This is a genomic window from Parasediminibacterium schistidii, assembly GCF_046546515.1.
Classification (GTDB): Bacteria; Bacteroidota; Bacteroidia; order Chitinophagales; family Chitinophagaceae; genus Parasediminibacterium.
In genome coordinates, this window is the sequence record NZ_JBKHKJ010000018.1 from 1 (window position 1) to 18,760 (window position 18,760).

Genomic DNA, 18,760 nt, shown 5'->3' on the forward strand with positions numbered 1-18,760 from the left:
TAATCCCATATTTCTCCCTTGCCATCAAGCCATAGTTTCACAGCTTCGGTGGTTACGCTTTTTGGCCTTTCTAATGGGAAAGCCAAGGCCCTATCCCAGCACAAGCTAGCAAGAACGCCCAACGCCCGGCTTACAGCAAAGAGAACCGTATAAAACTCATATTCTACCATGCCGTAGTGTACCAGTAATGCACCACTATGCGCATCTACATTTGGCCATGGGTTTTTTATTTTGCCTAGCGATTGCAAAATAGGTGGAACTGTTTCGTAAATATTCCAAACAGTGCGGCATAGCTTGTCTTCTGGCATATGTTTTTTTCCAAACTCCATTTGGGCAGTAAACCTTGGGTCTGTTTTGCGCAGCACTGCATGGCCGTAGCCTGGTACCACCTTCCCGCCAGTCAATGTATCTTGTACATACTTTTCAATTTGTTCTTTCGCTGGCAAGTCAGTATCTAGTTGTTCCTGCATTTCAAAAATCCATTTTATCACTTCCTGGTTGGCCAAGCCATGCAACGGGCCAGCCAAGCCATTCATGCCTGCGGCATAAGAAAGATAAGGATCGCTCAATGCGCTGCCAACCAAGTGCGTGGTATGTGCAGACACATTGCCCCCTTCATGGTCAGCATGTATGGTCATGTATAACCGCATCAGTTCTTTAAAGCCCTCGTCGTCATACCCTAGCATGTGAGCAAAATTGCCAGACCAGTCCAGCAAGCCATTTGGGTTGATATGTTCGTTGTTTTTATACTTCCTTCTATATATATATGCGGCAAGTCGTGGCAAGCGTGCAATCAAATCCATTGAATCGTCAAAAACAACGCTCCAGTAGTCTTTCTTGTTCATGCCTTTTGCATACTCTTTTGCAAAGACACCTTCAGTTTGTAAGGCCATCACGCCAATTACAAACATGGTCATAGGATGGGTGGTAAGTGGAAGTGCGTCAATTGCTGCAAACACATGCGCTGGCACATGGCTGCGGCGCTGCCAAAAGCCAGTTACATTTTCAACATCATTTTTAGTAGGCAGTTCGCCAATAAGCATCAAGTAAAACAAGCCCTCGGGCAATGGTTCGCCATCTTCAATAAATTGTGGCAGTTTTTCCTGTAATTCAGGTATGGAATAACCCCTGAAACGGATGCCTTCTTGTGCATCCAGCAAACTTGTTTCCGTAACCAAGCCTGTAATGCCCCTCATCCCTTGATAAGCCTGTGCCAATGTAACTTCTCCAATTTTTTTGTTGCCATGTTCCTTTAGTAATTCTTTAATAACTGTACTTTCAGCATCAGCCTTTGCTTTAAACCGCTCTTTTAATAATTCCATTGTCCTTTATTGTTTATAGTATTTGAGTTCCTGATTTACAAACTATACTTCCTTTAGCTTCTTTGCCTGTTGGATTTTTTAAACTAAACAATATTTTGTACAAAAAATACCATGATTGTGTATTTTAAACACATTAATAAGTTCATTTACCCACCATTCCATGGGAGTTTTACGATTTTTTTAAGACTGCGATAAAGATAAAAGAACTTTCAATTGAACAGCAAAAGAAAAAAAGAAAGATGTGGATTATTTGTTGAACAATGGGTTCAGCAAACGTTGCCGCTGAAAATTAAGGCATTTTTTTTTTGATACATGTCAGCTTTATTGCCTCTTAGGCATAAAAACTCAAAAAAAGCTAACAATTAAAAAAAAGAAAGATTTACAGTGGGAAATAATGTTGCCCTTCATGCATTTCAAAATTTCGCCTTTTTTTTATTTGGCAGAAGTACGAAATATTTAATCCTGCTAATATTTAATTCATTGCCATGCTCTTTGCTGTCCAGCAAACATCCTATATGGGGGCATTTTTGGATGCTCATGGGGGCATATTTCCCCCATATAGGATGTTTATTTTGGGCTATATACCTAGGCATGCGAATTTTACATTAAAGGAGCAACTAAAGGCATCTTGGCCTTGCCTCCCGCATCAGATGTTAGTTAGCTTAGAAAAATGATAATCCACCATCAAAATCTTATCAGTTTCTTATCAATAAATTATTATTCTATTATAATAAAACTATCATTCCATTATCAACACATTATCATAAAATTCACTTAAATTATCATAAAAATGAGGCTTAAAAAACACAAATAGTTGAATATCAATTAGTTACATGCAAAAAAGGGAAATAGCAAAAAAATAAATCACTAAAAAATAAGAAAATAACCTATTTCAAATCTCCGCTAAGCTCTTCGCATTCCCTCCCTTATTCTTACCCCCCTCTCCTTTTGGAGCTAGAGTATATAAACATCTTTTTTAGTTCTTTTAGTGTAAGCAAAATAAATAGATGCAAGGGAAATCTATCATAAAATCACTTGCATTTTGTCAAGTTTTGGCTCCCCCTCGCCTTTGTTCTTGCTCCCTCTCCCTTCGGAGAGGGCTGGGGTGAGGTCGGGGGTTGGGGGTGAGGTCTTCACACTAGCCTTTGGAGAGGGTTTGGGTGAGGTCAGGATTTAGGCTGGGGTTTTCACAATCTTATAGTAATGCTTCTTCTAAATAAAAAGTGCAGATTTGAAATGAAACCGATGCCCTGCAAGCGTTTTATATTGATATTGACCTGTTAGATTTGGCAAGTTTTGGAGAGTTAACAAATAAAAAAACTGTAGTTCAATGAAAAACTTTTATAACTCAGAATATTACTTAAATAATAACAATATTTTTTCTACTTTTATGCAACAATAAACGATTGATTGTATGAAAAGAAACTTTACATCCTTGTTATGCCTGTTAGCAATTGCCCCACTTACAGGTTTTTCTCAGAACATTTTTAGTGGTGAAAGGGTACAAATTGTAGGCTCATTCCAAGGCTACACCACCACACCCTATGGAACAGACTACCGCACCACCACTTACAGGCGGGTATCGATAGATACCTCAAACCCTACCGATGGCCGAGGGCAATGGGCAACCACCATCAATGTGCAAACAACCAATGGTGATGTATTGCCTATGAACATGCCCGGTGGCGGCGGCGCTGGATTTTTATTTATAACTGGCCCTACAAGCTCGCCTTATCAAAACAAGTGGGCTTTCAATGGCGTAGGCCAAGCAGCATTGAATGGCATTAACACTGTTGTGTACAATGGCACTACAGACATGGGGCTAAATATGGGATCTGCTGGCTATTATACTTTTGTATTTAACGATGCTGGCTATAGCAACACCAACGCTAAATTTTTTGTTGGGGTAACAGACACTGTTCCTGTTACACCAAAGCGTGCTAGTGAATCTCTTGTATTTTTATTAAACGGCAACAACGATAGTGTCGTTGTTATCAATGTTGTTGTTAATACCAAGCCTTCGGCCAATGAAAATATATTCGTCCGTTATACAAAAAACATTTCAGGAGATTTTTCAGGGAAAGATTCTACTTTCATTACCCGAGCCATCCCCAGTTCTGATACTACTTTTTCTGCAACAGTGCCTCCTCATGTAAAGTATTATGTATTTACCAGCACTGTTAGCTTGGCAACACTTTCAACCACAACGGAAAGCAATAAATCGCTGGCAGCCATAAGGTACGACGACAATGCTGGCAAGGACTATATCACCCTTTCGGGGTTACCTGTTGCACTTAGTGCTTTTGATGGCCAATTAAGCAACAATACCATTGCCCTTTCATGGAAAACAGCCACGGAAGTAAACACCGCAAGCTTTGAAATTGAAAAACTAGACGGCACCTGGAAAAAACTAGGCATTGTAGCTGCCGCCAACAAACCCAATGGAAGCACTTATACATTCATTGACAAAAATTTACTCGCAGTAAATACCTACCGATTAAAATCAATAGATAAAGATGGCTTGTTTGTATATAGCAAAGTAGTTGTTGTGAATGCACCAAACAACAAAGAATCCATACGGGTTTACCCAACAGTTATTAAAGGTAGGCAAGTAAACATTGCATTAAACAGGTTAACCGCAGGAAAAGCAAATATTAGCCTTGTAGCACTTGACGGCAGGGTAATGCAAAGAAGTACCCTCAGTATATCTGCTGGCAGCACATTGCTTCCTTATACTATGCCAAGCCTGCCTAGGGGCAACTATATCATTAAAGTAGAAACAGAGGCCAACAAACAATCTTTTAAAGTAGTGGTGCAATAAGGAAGGTTTTTAAAACAATGCTCCCTATTTTTTATAAAGTCAATTTATAAATAACAAATAAAGGGGTACAATTTTTCAATTGAAAAAATTGTACCCCTTTATTTGTTGGCTTTCTACCCAACTTTGCCAATATTCTTACAGTTGCACTATTACATCCTTGGATTATTAACACTGTATAATGTATATTTCAATTTGTATCAAGTAAATTTATTTATGAAGAAAAGTTTATTATGCCTAGGTGCTATCGGCCTGCAATTATTAACTGCACAATTGGTAAATGCACAAAGCAAAACAGCTATTGTAGGTGCTGGCAAAGCAGTTGACCCCTACAACTACGCAATTGTAAAAACAGCTGAATTTAAAAACGGGTCTGTTAGCTGTGCCCACCCCTTAGCTAGCATGGTAGGCGCAAGTATCATGAAACAAGGTGGCAACGCATTTGATGCCGCCATTGCAGTACAGTTCGCCTTGGCAGTTGTTTACCCAGCGGCAGGCAATATTGGTGGCGGCGGTTTTTTGGTAGCCCGCACCAAGGAAGGAAAAAACATATCCATCGATTTTAGGGAAACAGCTCCTGGCAAAGCTACTAAAGACATGTACTTAGACAAAGATGGCAATGCCATAACCAAACTATCTAAACTTGGGGCTTTGGCTAATGGTGTACCGGGAACTGTAGCAGGTGCATTTGAAATTTTGAAATATGCCAAGCTACCTATCAGCACATTAATACAGCCTGCTATCGATATTGCCGAGTTTGGTTTTGTAATTTCTGAAAAAGAAGCAAAAGGACTAAATGGCACAAAAGAGTCTTTTGTAAAAAATAGTACTATGCCTAGTGCTTATGTAAAAGAAACCATTTGGAAAACAGGCGACACCTTGGTTAATAAAGACCTTGCCGAGACCCTCAAAAGAATAAGAGACAACGGCCAAAAAGGATTTTATGAAGGCAAAACAGCACAGTTAATAGTGGATGAAATGAACCGTGGCAATGGCATTATCAGCTTGCAAGACCTGAAAGACTACAAAGCAAAAAGCCGCACAGCCCTCCAGTTCGACTATAAAGGCTACACCATTATTGGTATGCCGCCACCAAGCAGTGGCGGTATTATTATTTGGCAGATGATGAAAATGATTGAGAACAGGAACATTGCCCAGTATGGCTTTCAAAGCCCTAAAGCCGTGCAATTGATGATTGAAGTAGAGCGCAGGGCTTATGCCGACCGTGCCGAGCATCTTGGCGACCCTGATTTTTGGAAAGTGCCTATGAAAACACTGAGCGACAATACTTACTTGGCCAAACGCATGGAAGATTATGACAGCACTAAAGCCACGCCTAGCAAAGACATAAAAGCAGGTACTATACATGAAAGCAATGAAACCACACACATTAGCATCTTTGACAAAGAGGGCAACATGGTAAGCGTAACCACAACACTCAACGGTGGCTATGGCAACAGGACGGTGATTGGCGGCGCAGGGTTTATCATGAACAATGAAATGGACGATTTTAGTGTGAAGCCCGGTACGCCCAATATGTTTGGGGCATTAGGCGGTACCGCCAATGCTATAGAGCCACACAAAAGGATGCTTAGCTCCATGTCGCCTACGTTGGTTTTAAAAAATAACAAGCCATATATTGTAGCTGGCACGCCAGGCGGCACTACCATACCTACATCTGTTTTTCAAACGCTGGTAAACATGCTGGAGTTTAACATGAACGCAGAAGATGCGGTGAACAAGCCAAAATTCCACCACCAGTGGATGCCCGACCAAGTAGATTTTGAGCCTACATTTAATAAAGACACAAAAACAGCCTTGGAAGCAATGGGCTATAAAATGACGCCCCGTGCCCAACTTGGCCGCACAGAAGTTATACGCATATTGCCTGATGGCAAGAAAGAAACTGCCGCCGACAAGCGTGGGGACGATAGCGTAGCGGGGTATTAAAATAATCAGCTTAATGATTACTAGCTTATAATGATAAAATGTAAAAGGATGGGCTTTTTAATTAAAAGTCCATCCTTTTACATTTTTCCTAGCCGTTGGTGTCTCACCAACAGCTAAGAAAATTCATAACTCATAATTTTTAATTCCCCCACTTAAACTGTATATCCAATTCCATATCCGGGTGCAGGCTTCTTTCCACGGGGCATGTGCGGGCTACCCTTTCCAGTATTTCTTTTTGGTGGTCATCTGCCACAATCCCTTTTGCAAGATACACATGGGCTTTAATACCGCCTATCCTTCTTGGTTCTACCTTCATTATTTTGGTAATTTCCACACTGCTACCCTCGAGGTTAATGCCCATGGTCTCTGCCTTAATGCCCATGGTGGTAAGCATACAACTGCCTAAAGCCGTGGCTACCATATCGGTAGGGCTAAACCTTTCCCCTTTGCCATGGTTATCTACTGGCGCATCGTTTTCTATTATAGACCCACTAAGCGTATGTTTCATTTCAGTTCTTAACGCCCCTTTATAAATTACGGTTGATGTCATTGTATTAATTTTACATAAATTTACAATTACAAATATATACGTCGTGAAGCATTTTGTTACAGCAATACTTATTATAGTCCCTTTTTTGTTATTGGCACAAAGCCAGCCTACCACTACTACCTCCACCAGCACAAGGAAACAACGTGCAGCAGCCCGCAAGGCGCATATTGACGAACTGATAAAACAAGAAGAGGAAGGTGCTTTAATTTATCAAAAACAAGGGCTTTTTGGGTTGAAATTCAATACCGATGGGTTTGATTTCCTGTATGAGCATGGCAAGTACAAGACCATTACCAAAACAAATATATGGTGGCTGCAGCTAGGCGAAAGGAAACAACGCAACCAATACAAGCAGCAACCTTCCAGAGCAACCTACGCTGGCCTCGGCATTGCAACAGTAGGCAGTTCTTTTGCTTTAGGCAAAATAAACAACTTTTACCATTTACAGCTTGGCTTTGGCAAACAGCGGCTTATTGGCGGCAAAGGAAGCAAAAATGGCGTAGCTGTTTCTGCCATTTATGGTGGAGGGATTGTCGTTGGCATTTTAAAACCATATTATGTGCAGTACTATAATCAAACCACTGGCACACAGTCTGATATTAAAAGTACCGATTCAGCCTTTTTAGATGGGGGCAATATATTAGGTGCTTCTGGCTTCTCTAAAGGGCTAAATGAATTGCAGTTTGTGCCGGGTTTACATGCAAGGGGGGCAATAAGGTTTGACTATGCGCAATACAGGGAAATAGTATCGGCTTTGGAAGTAGGTGTTCAAGCCGAGTTTTATACCCAAAAAATACCATTATATGTCTTGAATACAGAACACAATCTGTTTTTCAATGCTTATGTTTCTATTGAATTTGGGAAAAGGAAATAAAAAGAACTATTTGAATGGGAAGATGATGTTCCTTTGTTTTATAAATACCCTGTGAGTATTTGTTTTTGCCACAAAGAAAACCAAGTTTAAAAGGTATCTGGTAATATAAATCTAGTTCTTTTTTTCTTCTTCTTTCCTTCGTGCCACTTTGAGCTTTCGAGCCTTTGTGGCGAAAAAACACTTGAGTAGAAAAAATACTTGTACACACGCAAAATAAAATGGCTTTGTTTTCGTTTACATAAGCAGTAAAAATACTTTTCATGCAAGAATTACCTGTTGTTTCTGCTATACCTACTGATACAATTATTAAAAAGCCAAATTGGCTAAGGGTAAAATTGCCCATTGGCGAAAGCTATAAGCATGTGAGGGGGTTGGTTGACAATCATAAATTACATACTATATGCGAAAGCGGCAATTGCCCCAACATGGGGGAATGCTGGGGTGAAGGCACCGCTACTTTCATGATACTGGGCAATGTATGCACCCGTAGCTGCGCATTCTGTGCAGTGGCAACAGGCCGCCCAGAAGCTGTGGACTGGGACGAACCGCAACGCGTGGCAGAGGCCATACACCTAATGAGGGTGAAACATGCCGTGATTACCAGTGTGGACAGGGACGAGCTGAAAGATGGTGGGTCTATTATATGGCACAACACCATAAAAGCCGTAAAAGCACTGAACCCTAACACTACTTTAGAGACTTTAATCCCAGATTTCAGGGGATTTGCAGACCAGATACAACGCATTATAGACGCTGCCCCGGAAGTGGTGAGCCACAACATGGAAACAGTGGAGCAAAACACTCGGAAGGTAAGGATACAGGCAAAATACCGCAGAAGCCTAGATGTGCTAAGGATATTGAAAGAAGGCGGGATGCGCACCAAGACGGGCATGATGCTAGGCATTGGCGAAACAAAAGACGAAGTAATAGAAAGTATGGAGCATTTGCGTGCCGTGGACGTGGATGTGCTTACGCTAGGGCAATACCTGCAACCTACCAAAAAACATTTGCCTGTGCAGCGCTATGTGCATCCTGACGAGTTTGCAGAGTTAAGGGAAATAGGCTATGAGCTAGGTTTCGATTATGTAGAAAGTGGCCCACTGGTACGCTCATCTTACCACAGCGAAAAGCATGTTTACCAAGGCTACGGCAGGAACAAATGGATGGATGAAAAGCGAATAGCAGTGTAGGATTATATAGCTTCAAAGGCTCGAAGGCTCAAAGCAGCACTAAGAAAAAAAGAAAAGAAAATTATATGCTTCTGCCTACTTTTTTCTTTTTAACCTTTGGGCTTCTTTGAGTCTTCGAGCCTTTGTGGCAAAATAAAAAAATATTTTCATTTGCTTCATGTTATAAAGGTTACTTATTTTAGTACTGGGAATTATAATAGAGAGTAAATAACTTTTCCATTCTCAACTTAAAAGTGCCATGAAAATATATGTTGCCACGATAATAGCCCTTTTACTTTACACACAAGCTGCAAAAGCCCAAAAAATGGGTATTTACGACACCATAAAAGTATATGCCTATATCACGCCCCAAGGCGATACTATACCTAGTGGCAACTTGTGGCCAGTTATGGTAGAAACGAAAGTTTCTCCAAAATGGAAAAAATACTGGGTAGAATGGACAAGGTTGCGCAATGCAGTGTATGTTACCTACCCGTATGCAAAAGCAGCCAGCAGGACTATCAATGAAATCAATGCACGGCTGGTAAACGTTACCGACAAAGACCTAAGAAAAGTCATCATCCACTCCAAAGAAGCTGAACTAAAAAAGCAGTTTGGCGATAAAATAACGCAGCTATCAGTTTACCAGGGCAAGGTATTAATGAAATTAATCTACAGGGAAACTGGCGATAATTGCTACGAAATCATTAAAGAATACAAAGGGGGCTTCAATGCAGGCTTTTGGCAGTCGGTAGCGTTTGTTTTTGGCAGCAGCCTAAAACAAAACTATGATGCTACAGGCAACGACAAGGTAATGGAAGCCATTGTAAAAGATGTGGAAAGGATGTATGGGTATCATAGTTAGTCGTAAGTCATAAGTGGTAATTCGCCAGTAGTAAATGGCAAATGTTTTTTGACTTACTACTTATCACTTACCACTTTTTAAATAAACTGCTCTAAAATGTGCATGAATTGTTGCCGCATAATCATTTTTGCCCCAAGGCTTTCCAGATGTTCTGTATAAACTTGGCAATCTATCAATACTACTCCTTCTGCTTTTAATTGTTCAACATACTTTATAAACGCATATTTGCTGGCATTGCTTTGGTGGCTAAACATGCTTTCCCCAAAAAATAATTTACCCATGCGTATGCCATATAACCCGCCTACCAATTCGTTATTAGCCCATACTTCTGCACTGTGCGCATAGCCAAGTTCGTGCAGGGCTATATAAGCATCTACTATTTCAGTTTTAATCCATGTGCCATCCTGCCCCTTGCGTTCTTTGGCTTTGCAGGCATTGATAACAGCAGGGAAATCTTTATTAACGGTAAATTCAAATGCATTTCTTTTTAGCAAGGTTTTCATGCTTTTGCTTACCACCAATTCATCAGGTAGTAATATAAACCTGGGGTTTGGGCTCCACCACAGCGGTATTTCGCCATCATACCATGGGAAAATCCCTTTTTGGTAAGCCAATAGCAAACGTGGCACTTGCAAGTCGCCCCCAATGGCCAGTAGCCCATCTTCCATTGCATCTTCTACTGGTGGGAACCAAAGTTTTTCATCTAAAACATGCAAGGGCATACGCTGCTATTATGATTTGTAATTACCTTCTTACATTTTGCTCAATGGTTGCCCCAATGCCCCTTTCTGTAATGGCCTCGCACATAGGTTTTAAAGTGTCGTAGCTGCCTACTTTTACGGCATACTTGCCTTTGTAGTGTATCATCATGGCACATTGTTCGGCCTGTTCTACTGAGTGGCTGCATACTTCTACCAATGTTTCAATTACCCAGTCAAACGAATTTACATCATCGTTCCACACGATAATGCAATAGTTGGGAGTGTTTTCAGTAAGCACATCTACATCGCCTTGTTCCCATGGCATTGTTGCAATATCCTTTGTCTTTTCCATATTTTGGTATTGTATATTACCTGATGCAAAAATATAGGTTATTCTAAACCCTTTGGGAAAGTTTTTACCACAAGGTTCTCAAGGAATAAGAAACACAAGGTACACAAGATTATGGGGGACTTATAAAGCCCGCAAAGGATTTTAAAAATCCCAAGTGTAACGCACAACTTAAATAGCAGGTATTTTGCTTAGTGTACTTTGTGCAAATACTACGTGTTCCTTGTGGTTATATTCTTTTGCTTGCTTACACTAAAAGATAAAACCTACCCCACCATTTCATAAATGCTTTTTGAAGCATTCGCAGAGGCATTGCCTCCTTCCGAAAGCAATTTTTTTAGAGCAGCATAGTCTTGCTGCAATTGGGTTTCTTTTTCTGTGTCACTTAATAGTATAGCCAACTCCTTTTCCAGGTTTTGGGTGGTCATTTCATCTTGTATCAGTTCTTTTACCACCAGCTTATCCATTATCAAATTCACGAGGCTTATGAATTTAATCTTTATCAGCCGTTTGCCTATTTGGTAGCTTATGTTGCTGCCCTTGTAGCAAACTACTTCTGGCACGGCAAATAATGCTGTTTCCAAAGTAGCGGTGCCGCTGGTTACTAATGCTGCTTTGGCCTGCATCAACAGGCTATAAGTGCCATCCCCTATCGCTCCAACATTGCTATACGGGCTTAGGAAAGGTTCATAAAAACTATCTTCCTGCCCAGGGGCTTTTGCTACTACAAATTGGTATTGCGGGAATTTTTTGCTTACGGCCAGCATCACAGGCAGCTTTTTTTCTATTTCTTGTTTGCGGCTGCCCGGCAGCAGTGCCACTATTGGCAAGCCTGCCGGGGCTTTTGAGTTTGAATGGGCTTTCTTATAGCTATCAATTACTTCTACTAGTGGATGGCCTACATATTCCACATCCCAGTCCCAAACATTTTTAAAATAATCTTTTTCAAAAGGCAGTATCACTAGCATTTTATCGATGCACAGTTTCATTTTCTTTACCCTATTGGCCTTCCAAGCCCATACCTGTGGTGATATATAATAGGCTATCTTGTAACCCTGCTGCTTGCCCCATTCCGCTATGCGCAGGTTAAACCCTGGGTAATCTATCAATACCAAAACATCGGGCTTAAAAGCAGTAATATCTTCTTTGCAAAACCGAATATTTCGTAGGATGGCAGGCAGGTTTTTCACTACTTCCACAAAACCCATGAAAGCCAGCTCCCGGTAATGCTTAACCAGTGTTGCACCAGCAGCCTCCATCATATTGCCACCCCAGCAACGGACATGGGCATTGCTATCAAGCAGGTGCAACTGCCGGATAAGGTTGCTGCCATGCAAATCGCCGCTGGCCTCGCCTGATATGATATAGTATTTCATGATGGTTTAATTTCGTGAGAAAGTTGACCGTTAAACGTTAACCGTGAATCAACATCCTAATTGCCCAACGGTATGACTTCGGTAATCGGTCAACGGTACACAGTTCTCGGTTCAATATTCCATTTCCCTCAATGCTGGGGCTTTGAACCAAGTAGTTGCTACTACCAGAAGGGTCATGCAGCCGCCAAAAACAACGGAAGGTATTACGCCTAGCAACTTGGCAGCCACGCCGCTTTCAAACTGCCCTAGCTCGTTGCTGCTGTTGATAAACATAGAGTTTACGCTCATTACACGGCCACGCATACTGTCAGGCGTTTTGAGCTGCAAGATCGTACCACGGATAACCACGCTAATGCCATCTAACATGCCACTTATTGCCAAGGCAACAAAGGATAGCCAAAATATCTTGGACAAGCCAAAGGTAACAATACAAAGCCCGAAGCCAGCAATTGCGTACATAAGTTTTTTGCCCTGCCCTTGGCGGATGGGCTGCAGGGTAAGGATGATGATAATAATAACAGAGCCAATATCGGATGCGGCATTTAGCCAGCCAAAACCTACTGGCCCTGCTTTTAAAATATCCTTGGCAAAAACAGGTATCATAGCCACTGCGCCGCCAAACAAAACGGCAAACAAATCAAGCGAAAGCGCCCCTAATACTTCCTTCGTGGTGAATACAAAACGAAGCCCTTCCTTCACGCTTTCCATGGTTTTCTTTTCGCCGCTTCCCTTCATTGGCGGCTTAGGTTTCAAGCGGAAAAGAAAGGAGAAGCCCAGCATGGTAAGCGATGCTACTACTGCCAATGCTCCCGTGTTGCCTATCCCTGCTATCAGGAAACCTACGCCTGCATGGCCTAAAACAGATGCTGAAAGCCAGCCGCCCTGGTTCCAGGTAGTGGCATTCTGCAATATATCTTTAGGCACAGTGGAAGCAATAATGGCATGGAAAATAGGGCCAGTGAAAGAACGGAAAACCCCAGTAAAAAAAATGATAATGTATATGCAAAACACAATAGCGTGGCTACTGAACATGACAGCCGAAACCTTGGTAGAAAGGGCAGCCAGCATCAATACTGCAATAAAGTACAATACAACACCCCGTAGCATTAGCTTCCTTTTCTCGCTGATGTCTATCACATGCCCCGCATAAAGTGATAAAGAAACGGCTGGCACTACTTCGCTCAAGCCTATAAGGCCAATAGCAAATGGGTCTTGTGTTAACTCATAAACCCACCAGCCTACCAAAGTGCCCAGCATACGAAGCCCCATAATGAACAGGAACCTGCCGATGAGGAAGTTCCTAAATTCTGGCACCTGTGGTGCAGCAAAAGCGTTGTATGCTTTAGCAGGCGTGGGTTGAATGTCTTTTTCTATGTGCATAATAGTTTTTTAAAGGTAGTAAGTGATAAGCTGTAAGTTGTAAGTCATAAGTGGTAAGTGTTAAGAAATAAATATATAGGTAGTTTACGCTCCCACCGCCTACCACGGGTTGCACCCGTGGCTACTTTTATTCAACCCTTTCAGGGTTTTAGGCAAATGCACCTAATTTGAAATATTTATCCTTTGGAGAAGATTTACTTATTATATCTTACTCGCTCTACCTTACTTACGACTTACTTACGAAGGGCTTTACCCTTCGCTGATGTAGGGTACATAAAAGTTTTTCGCTTTTTATTGAAAAAACACCCTAGTACCACCCTGCCCGCCATTTATCCCAAAAAGCCGAAACAAACACCCCACGGGCAAGAAGATGGGATGCAAACCGAGAACACTTATACAATTTCTACACTATTACTTTTTCTGGGTTTTTTATTAAAATAGTTTCAGTTTTGACAATTTTCGGTCTTTTTTCCTATTCGCATTTTTTTGAAAAATCGTTACCTCGCCTTTAAGTCATTGATTATCAACAATAATAGCAAAATTTTATGCGTATTTTATGCCTATTTTGTGCTTATTTTTTGAGTGATTCGTGCATACTTTTTGCGTATTTTATGCTCATTTTGTGCGTAATTTTTGCGTATTTTACAGCCATCAATACAAGGCTAATTTTTTAAGCTAAAACTATCTTAATATTAATAAAAAAATAACTTTGATGCAAGTACTAGTTGATAGCTTTTAAAATGCATTTAACCTGATTTTTTAACAAGTGCATTTCTGGGACAAAGATAAGGTTTTTAAAGATTAGGGAATATCGCCACAAAGCGAAAAACTCCTATACAACCAATTTGCCACTAATGCACGAATAACACTAATTTTATTTATAAATTGGTTGTTTCTAGCTAAACATCAGTTGCTTAGCGGGAGACTTTTATGCACCCCTGATGTATTCCGCCCTTTCAGGGCTATATTATGCACATTATATAATTACACTGTTTAAAATATAGCTTATCTTACTCCATTGCCATTTTACTTACGACTTACGATTAAACTACGGTAAACTAAAATAGTGTTGCCCATTATCATAGTCCCTTTCTAGTGCTTCCAGTACTACCTCCATGTGCTTAGGGTTGCCCAAGAAATCGGCATTGGAGGCATCTATAAAAATAGTTTTTATATTGTGCTCCTTTATATAACTGGTATAGGTTTCCTGTATTTTAAACAGGTAATCGTTCGGGATGCTTTGCTCATACTCCCTATTGCGTTTTTTTATGTTCGCCTGCAATTTATTGATGGGTGCGTGCAGGTAAATCAAAATATCGGGGAAAGTAACCTGCTGGTGGATAATATCGTACAAACGCTGGTACAGGCGGAATTCCTCCTCAGGCAAAGTAACTTTTGCAAACAGCAGGCACTTGGTAAATAGGTAATCGGAAATAATAGCTTCTTGAAAGAGGTCATTATGGCGCAATGTTTCCTTCATTTGCTTATACCGCTCCGCCATGAAAAACAGTTCCAACGGGAAGGCATATTGCTGCGGGTTTTCATAAAATTTAGGCAGGAAAGGGTTATCGGCAAATTCCTCCAATATAATCTTGGCATTAAAATGCTTGGCCAATAAATGGGTAAGGGTGGTTTTCCCTGCGCCGATATTGCCTTCTACAGTTATAAAACGATACTTCATGTGGCTTCAAAATTAGCTGCCATCAGGTTGCGGCAGGGGTAATTTTTTGCACATTCAGGGTATCGGGGCATTCATCCAGCAATTGTAGTATGTTTTTTTGCAGGGTTGGGTGCATTAGCATTGGGGCTATTTCGGCCAAAGGCAACAAGGCAAATCGCCTTTCGTGCAGAAAAGGGTGCGGTATAGTAAGCAGGGGGGTATTGTTTACAACCCCATCTATCAGTAATATGTCAATATCAATAGTCCGTGGTCCGTATTTCATAGAGCGTACCCGCCCTATTTGTTCTTCTATATGCAGCAAAGCCCGCATCAAATCCTCTGCTGGCAATGAAGCATCCAGTTCTATTGCTTGGTTGTAAAAAGAAGGCTGGCTGGTAATGCCCCAAGCTGCGGTTTCGTAAATGCCAGACTTATTCACAATGTTGCCGCACTGGGCTTCTATCAACTGCTGGGCTTGCGCTAAGTACGCTAAACGGTTGCCGAGGTTGCTGCCCAATAAAATATAAGCATGAGGCATAGGGGAAGGATATAGGTAAATAAAGTTACATTGGTAAAACGGTGTACTATCAAATATATACGCCTGTTTGTATGCGTCCTACTTCATCTATCAACTGTTTAACGCCTTGTGTGGTAAGGAGCGAAGAAAAGGTTAAAGGCTCACCAAACACATTTTTATCTCTTTTTAGCCAGTTATAAAATGCATCTTTACTCGAAAAAGTTTCCAACCCCATTTCTACTAGTTTTTCTAAATGTACAGTACGTTCTGTGTCATTAGTAACGTATTTTTGGGAGCATTTCATTTACCATTATTTACATTCAAATTTACGATAATCCCCTTATTTATTTAAAATTTATTTTCAGGATAATTTGCGTTAAGTCTTTTTAAGTGCTACTGTTTGTAAATCTGTTATTGTATCAACTCCTAGAGCAACTTAAAAAAACTACTCCTCTTTCTTCTTTCTTTCTTAGTGCAACTTCGAGCCTTTGTGGCTATTGTAAACATACTAACTGCGAACTTTGTACATTTACCAACGTTATTTACTACACCATGAAGCAATTTACTATCCCAAATATTTACCGTAGCCCACTTATTAGTGCCATAAAACAAAAACGCAAACAGGATGACAAATTAAAAAAAGACTTTTCTCCTACTTTATTAAACTTTGGCAATTTGCACATTTACCTTGCCCGCCATTTCGGGTTTTGCTACGGGGTAGAAAATGCCATTGAAATTGCATTTAAAACCATTGAAGAAAACCCGGGAAAACGCATTTTCCTGCTTAGCGAAATGATACACAACCCACAGGTAAATGCAGACCTGCAAGCACTTGGCGTGCAATTTTTACAGGACACTTATGGCAAGCAATTGATTGGTTTTGATGCTATTAGCAAAGATGACATTGTGCTGATACCCGCTTTTGGCACCACCCTAAGCATCGAAAAAATGCTGAATGATAAAGGGATTGCCACCGAAAAATACAACACCACCTGCCCTTTTGTAGAAAAAGTTTGGAACAGGAGCGAGCAGATAGGCATAAAAGGCTACAGCATTGTGATACACGGCAAGCCAAAGCACGAGGAAACAAGGGCTACTTTTTCACACGCCGCAAGCCATAGCCCTTCTGTAATAGTAAATGACATAAAAGAAACCATTGAACTAGCAAAATATATCACAGGGGAAAAAGATGCCTCCCATTTTGCCAGTGAATTTGCCGGGCGTTTCTCGAAAGGTTTTGATGTTGGCGAAGACTTGCAACGCTTTGGCGTGGTGAACCAGACCACGCAGCTAGCCAGCGACACGCAAGCCATTTCAGATTATTTGAAACAGGTAGTAAAACAGCATTACCAATTGTCAGATGCCACTATTGGCGAACGCTTTGCAGATACAAGGGACACGCTTTGCTATGCCACCAACGACAACCAGACAGCCGTAAATGGCTTGCTAGCCACCGAGGCGGACCTTGCATTGGTAATAGGCGGCTACAATAGTAGCAACACATCGCACTTAGTAGAATTGTGCGAGCAAAAGCTGCCCACTTATTTTATTGATAGTGCCGAAAGGATGATTAGCAAAGAAGAAATAATCCATTGCAATTGGGTAACAAAAGAACAAACTAATATTAAGTATTTCCTGCCAGCGCATACACCAGCAAAAGTATTAATTACCAGCGGTGCAAGCTGCCCCGATGCAGTAGTAGAAGCTGTGATTAAAAAATTAGCTGGGTTTTATGGTGTAGAAAGCCTTTTGGATACTATTGGGAATCAATTTGAGTAAGAAATCAAACAGAGTCAGCATAATATTTTTTGTGAAAAACGGGTTAATTAGCAATCTGCTAATAGTAAATGGTATGGATTTGGCTTGAAAATGACAAACCTTATTCACATGAAAAGAATAGTTCTATTACCCTTAGTAGTCATGATTATTGCTTACTCGTCCTGCAGTTCTTCTAAAACGTATTTTAGTAATAATATCAAGGATAAAGTAGAAGCGTCAGGCACGCCGCTTACCAAGCTTCAATATTATATAGACAGGGACGTAGAATTGTCCCGGGAAGTATTGCAAGGGGAAACAAAAGTTACAAGTGGGGTATTACGTGTAGAAAATGGCAAGAATTTAAACATCATTACTTTAAAAAAGAACACCCCTGGTGTGTGCCTGAAAACACAGGATGGCAAGCTGCTTATCTCGTTTGAGGACGGGGAAAACAAATACCTCACTTTTGGAAAAACAAAGTATGCCACCAACAACGACCCGTTCAGGGTGCTTGCTAATAGCTGGATAGGCAACTATGGGTTGATTACCTATGAAGGCAAGCAATATTTTATACATTCTGGCGGCGATGCCAGCATCATGATAAAAACAAGCGAGCTAAACATGGAACAGGTAAACAAACATAAAATGAAGGGTAGGACTATATCATAGTGCCAAAAAATGCAAAATCTAGAAGGTTTTAGAAACCTTCTAGATTTTTAAGGAAAGCCCCTTAGCATTTATGTTTTTTTGCTAAAAAAAACATAATAATAGATGTTTTTACGCGTATCGTATAACAAAAAGGACTTTTTTCTCCTTTTTACTTCGTGCTACTTTGAGCCTTCGAGTCTTTGTGGCGAAAAAAGTTTTAAAACCTTCTCCTTGGTGGTGCACTCTTGTTTACAAAGCCTGTTCTTGGTGCGCCAGTCCGTGGTTGTTCTTCTGCTGCTTTCACGGCAATTTTTTTTCCAAACAAACTTACGCCATCCAGTAAATCAATCGCTTCTTTAGCTTCGGCGCTATTGGCCATGTCCACAAAGCCAAAGCCCTTGCTTTTGCCCGTTTCCCTGTCTTTAATAATAATTGCAGAAACTACATCACCATACAGTTCAAACATTTCTTTTAAATCCACTTCGTCCAAGTTGCCGGAAATGCCACCCACAAATAGCTTCATAATATTATTTTAAGGTAAAAGTAAAAATCCCTGTTATTTTTATTTTATTCAGGATTGAATAATAATTAAATTTCAAATTAACGCAAATGCACTAGCAAACAGCAAGCCATTTTGTTATCACAATTAAAATATTAGCAAAAAAACTTCAAACCCTGTATTAATGAGGTTTTGATTATGTGATTCGGATTGGATTCGAACCAATGACCCTCATCTTAGAAGGATGACGCTCTATCCAGCTGAGCTACCGAACCAATTTGGGATGCAAATTAACGGAAAAAAAGCAACTCATTTTTAATTCGT

At 40.6% G+C, this 18,760-nt stretch carries 18 protein-coding genes and 1 tRNA gene; 7 read left to right on the forward strand and 12 right to left on the reverse strand.

Annotated elements, in window-relative coordinates; genetic code table 11:
- On the reverse strand, positions 1 to 1,322 hold a 1,322-nt coding region (locus tag ACHFIY_RS11420), incomplete at its 3' end, for a citrate (Si)-synthase, eukaryotic (RefSeq protein WP_410846227.1).
- A 1,414-nt stretch (positions 1,323 to 2,736) separates the two neighbouring features.
- Between ACHFIY_RS11420 and ACHFIY_RS11425 the strand changes: the two genes are divergently transcribed.
- Complete coding sequence (locus tag ACHFIY_RS11425) at positions 2,737 to 4,143, forward strand: T9SS type A sorting domain-containing protein (protein ID WP_410846228.1); 1,407 nt, start codon at positions 2,737 to 2,739, stop codon at positions 4,141 to 4,143.
- A 213-nt stretch (positions 4,144 to 4,356) separates the two neighbouring features.
- Complete coding sequence (ggt, locus tag ACHFIY_RS11430) at positions 4,357 to 6,090, forward strand: gamma-glutamyltransferase (protein WP_410846229.1); 1,734 nt, start codon at positions 4,357 to 4,359, stop codon at positions 6,088 to 6,090.
- A 139-nt stretch (positions 6,091 to 6,229) separates the two neighbouring features.
- Here ggt and ACHFIY_RS11435 read toward each other — a convergent pair whose 3' ends face one another.
- Complete coding sequence (locus ACHFIY_RS11435; RefSeq protein ID WP_410846230.1) at positions 6,230 to 6,640, reverse strand: OsmC family protein; 411 nt, start codon at positions 6,638 to 6,640, stop codon at positions 6,230 to 6,232.
- Positions 6,641 to 6,683: 43 nt separating this feature from the next.
- Between ACHFIY_RS11435 and ACHFIY_RS11440 the strand changes: the two genes are divergently transcribed.
- Positions 6,684 to 7,514 carry a hypothetical protein gene (locus ACHFIY_RS11440; protein WP_410846231.1) on the forward strand — a complete coding sequence of 277 codons (831 nt, stop codon included), beginning with the start codon at positions 6,684 to 6,686 and terminating at the stop codon, positions 7,512 to 7,514.
- Here ACHFIY_RS11440 and ACHFIY_RS11445 read toward each other — a convergent pair.
- On the reverse strand, positions 7,489 to 7,776 hold the full coding sequence (locus ACHFIY_RS11445; protein WP_410846232.1) for a hypothetical protein: 288 nt from the start codon (positions 7,774 to 7,776) through the stop codon (positions 7,489 to 7,491). The genes ACHFIY_RS11440 and ACHFIY_RS11445 overlap by 26 nt on opposite strands.
- Between ACHFIY_RS11445 and lipA the strand changes: the two genes are divergently transcribed.
- The gene (gene lipA, locus ACHFIY_RS11450) at positions 7,775 to 8,704 is read left to right on the forward strand and encodes a lipoyl synthase (RefSeq protein WP_410846233.1); all 930 of its coding nucleotides are present in this window, start codon (positions 7,775 to 7,777) and stop codon (positions 8,702 to 8,704) included. The two genes, ACHFIY_RS11445 and lipA, sit on opposite strands and share 2 nt — an antisense overlap.
- A 238-nt stretch (positions 8,705 to 8,942) precedes the next feature.
- Complete coding sequence (locus ACHFIY_RS11455; RefSeq protein WP_410846234.1) at positions 8,943 to 9,548, forward strand: DUF4294 domain-containing protein; 606 nt, start codon at positions 8,943 to 8,945, stop codon at positions 9,546 to 9,548.
- Between the two features lie 77 nt (positions 9,549 to 9,625).
- Here ACHFIY_RS11455 and aat read toward each other — a convergent pair whose 3' ends face one another.
- From aat to ACHFIY_RS11490, 7 genes are all read right to left on the reverse strand, one after another.
- Positions 9,626 to 10,270 carry a leucyl/phenylalanyl-tRNA--protein transferase gene (gene aat, locus ACHFIY_RS11460; RefSeq protein ID WP_410846235.1) on the reverse strand — a complete coding sequence of 215 codons (645 nt, stop codon included), beginning with the start codon at positions 10,268 to 10,270 and terminating at the stop codon, positions 9,626 to 9,628.
- A 22-nt stretch (positions 10,271 to 10,292) separates the two neighbouring features.
- A complete protein-coding gene (locus tag ACHFIY_RS11465; protein WP_410846236.1) occupies positions 10,293 to 10,601 on the reverse strand; it encodes an ATP-dependent Clp protease adaptor ClpS in 309 nt (102 codons plus the stop codon).
- Positions 10,602 to 10,864: 263 nt separating this feature from the next.
- Positions 10,865 to 11,974: a lipid-A-disaccharide synthase gene (lpxB, locus tag ACHFIY_RS11470; protein ID WP_410846237.1), complete on the reverse strand. Its 1,110-nt coding sequence runs from the start codon at positions 11,972 to 11,974 to the stop codon at positions 10,865 to 10,867.
- A 111-nt stretch (positions 11,975 to 12,085) separates the two neighbouring features.
- A complete protein-coding gene (locus tag ACHFIY_RS11475) occupies positions 12,086 to 13,354 on the reverse strand; it encodes an MFS transporter (protein WP_410846238.1) in 1,269 nt (422 codons plus the stop codon).
- A 1,048-nt stretch (positions 13,355 to 14,402) separates the two neighbouring features.
- Positions 14,403 to 15,035 carry a deoxynucleoside kinase gene (locus tag ACHFIY_RS11480; RefSeq protein WP_410846239.1) on the reverse strand — a complete coding sequence of 211 codons (633 nt, stop codon included), beginning with the start codon at positions 15,033 to 15,035 and terminating at the stop codon, positions 14,403 to 14,405.
- A gap of 22 nt (positions 15,036 to 15,057) precedes the next feature.
- The gene (gene folK / locus ACHFIY_RS11485) at positions 15,058 to 15,552 is read right to left on the reverse strand and encodes a 2-amino-4-hydroxy-6-hydroxymethyldihydropteridine diphosphokinase (protein WP_410846240.1); all 495 of its coding nucleotides are present in this window, start codon (positions 15,550 to 15,552) and stop codon (positions 15,058 to 15,060) included.
- A 49-nt stretch (positions 15,553 to 15,601) separates the two neighbouring features.
- Positions 15,602 to 15,835, reverse strand: a complete 234-nt coding sequence (locus tag ACHFIY_RS11490; RefSeq protein ID WP_410846241.1) for a hypothetical protein — start codon at positions 15,833 to 15,835, stop codon at positions 15,602 to 15,604.
- A gap of 248 nt (positions 15,836 to 16,083) precedes the next feature.
- Between ACHFIY_RS11490 and ACHFIY_RS11495 the strand changes: the two genes are divergently transcribed.
- Together ACHFIY_RS11495 and ACHFIY_RS11500 are read left to right on the forward strand one after the other, a co-directional pair.
- Positions 16,084 to 17,310: a 4-hydroxy-3-methylbut-2-enyl diphosphate reductase gene (locus ACHFIY_RS11495; protein ID WP_410846242.1), complete on the forward strand. Its 1,227-nt coding sequence runs from the start codon at positions 16,084 to 16,086 to the stop codon at positions 17,308 to 17,310.
- 108 nt (positions 17,311 to 17,418) lie between these two features.
- On the forward strand, positions 17,419 to 17,958 hold the full coding sequence (locus ACHFIY_RS11500) for a hypothetical protein (RefSeq protein ID WP_410846243.1): 540 nt from the start codon (positions 17,419 to 17,421) through the stop codon (positions 17,956 to 17,958).
- Between the two features lie 196 nt (positions 17,959 to 18,154).
- On the opposite strand, the gene ACHFIY_RS11505 is transcribed toward ACHFIY_RS11500, so the two are convergent.
- Together ACHFIY_RS11505 and ACHFIY_RS11510 are read right to left on the reverse strand one after the other, a co-directional pair.
- Positions 18,155 to 18,460 (reverse strand): RNA recognition motif domain-containing protein, encoded by a 306-nt coding sequence (locus ACHFIY_RS11505; RefSeq protein WP_410846244.1) that lies wholly within the window; start codon positions 18,458 to 18,460, stop codon positions 18,155 to 18,157.
- A gap of 177 nt (positions 18,461 to 18,637) precedes the next feature.
- Positions 18,638 to 18,711, reverse strand: a tRNA-Arg gene (locus ACHFIY_RS11510).
- Positions 18,712 to 18,760: the final 49 nt, after the last annotated feature.

Excerpts from the sequence above, each read along its gene's own strand:
- ACHFIY_RS11475 (WP_410846238.1), bottom strand. The coding sequence starts at position 13,354 with ATGCACATAGAAAAAGACATTCAACCCACGCCTGCTAAAGCATACAAC.
- aat (WP_410846235.1), bottom strand. The coding sequence starts at position 10,270 with ATGCCCTTGCATGTTTTAGATGAAAAACTTTGGTTCCCACCAGTAGAA.
- ACHFIY_RS11495 (WP_410846242.1), top strand. The coding sequence starts at position 16,084 with ATGAAGCAATTTACTATCCCAAATATTTACCGTAGCCCACTTATTAGT.
- ggt (WP_410846229.1), top strand. The coding sequence starts at position 4,357 with ATGAAGAAAAGTTTATTATGCCTAGGTGCTATCGGCCTGCAATTATTA.
- ACHFIY_RS11490 (WP_410846241.1), bottom strand. The coding sequence starts at position 15,835 with ATGAAATGCTCCCAAAAATACGTTACTAATGACACAGAACGTACTGTA.
- ACHFIY_RS11465 (WP_410846236.1), bottom strand. The coding sequence starts at position 10,601 with ATGGAAAAGACAAAGGATATTGCAACAATGCCATGGGAACAAGGCGAT.
- ACHFIY_RS11445 (WP_410846232.1), bottom strand. The coding sequence starts at position 7,776 with ATGAAAAGTATTTTTACTGCTTATGTAAACGAAAACAAAGCCATTTTA.
- folK (WP_410846240.1), bottom strand. The coding sequence starts at position 15,552 with ATGCCTCATGCTTATATTTTATTGGGCAGCAACCTCGGCAACCGTTTA.
- ACHFIY_RS11500 (WP_410846243.1), top strand. The coding sequence starts at position 17,419 with ATGAAAAGAATAGTTCTATTACCCTTAGTAGTCATGATTATTGCTTAC.
- ACHFIY_RS11455 (WP_410846234.1), top strand. The coding sequence starts at position 8,943 with ATGAAAATATATGTTGCCACGATAATAGCCCTTTTACTTTACACACAA.
- ACHFIY_RS11480 (WP_410846239.1), bottom strand. The coding sequence starts at position 15,035 with ATGAAGTATCGTTTTATAACTGTAGAAGGCAATATCGGCGCAGGGAAA.
- lipA (WP_410846233.1), top strand. The coding sequence starts at position 7,775 with ATGCAAGAATTACCTGTTGTTTCTGCTATACCTACTGATACAATTATT.
- ACHFIY_RS11435 (WP_410846230.1), bottom strand. The coding sequence starts at position 6,640 with ATGACATCAACCGTAATTTATAAAGGGGCGTTAAGAACTGAAATGAAA.
- lpxB (WP_410846237.1), bottom strand. The coding sequence starts at position 11,974 with ATGAAATACTATATCATATCAGGCGAGGCCAGCGGCGATTTGCATGGC.
- ACHFIY_RS11425 (WP_410846228.1), top strand. The coding sequence starts at position 2,737 with ATGAAAAGAAACTTTACATCCTTGTTATGCCTGTTAGCAATTGCCCCA.
- ACHFIY_RS11505 (WP_410846244.1), bottom strand. The coding sequence starts at position 18,460 with ATGAAGCTATTTGTGGGTGGCATTTCCGGCAACTTGGACGAAGTGGAT.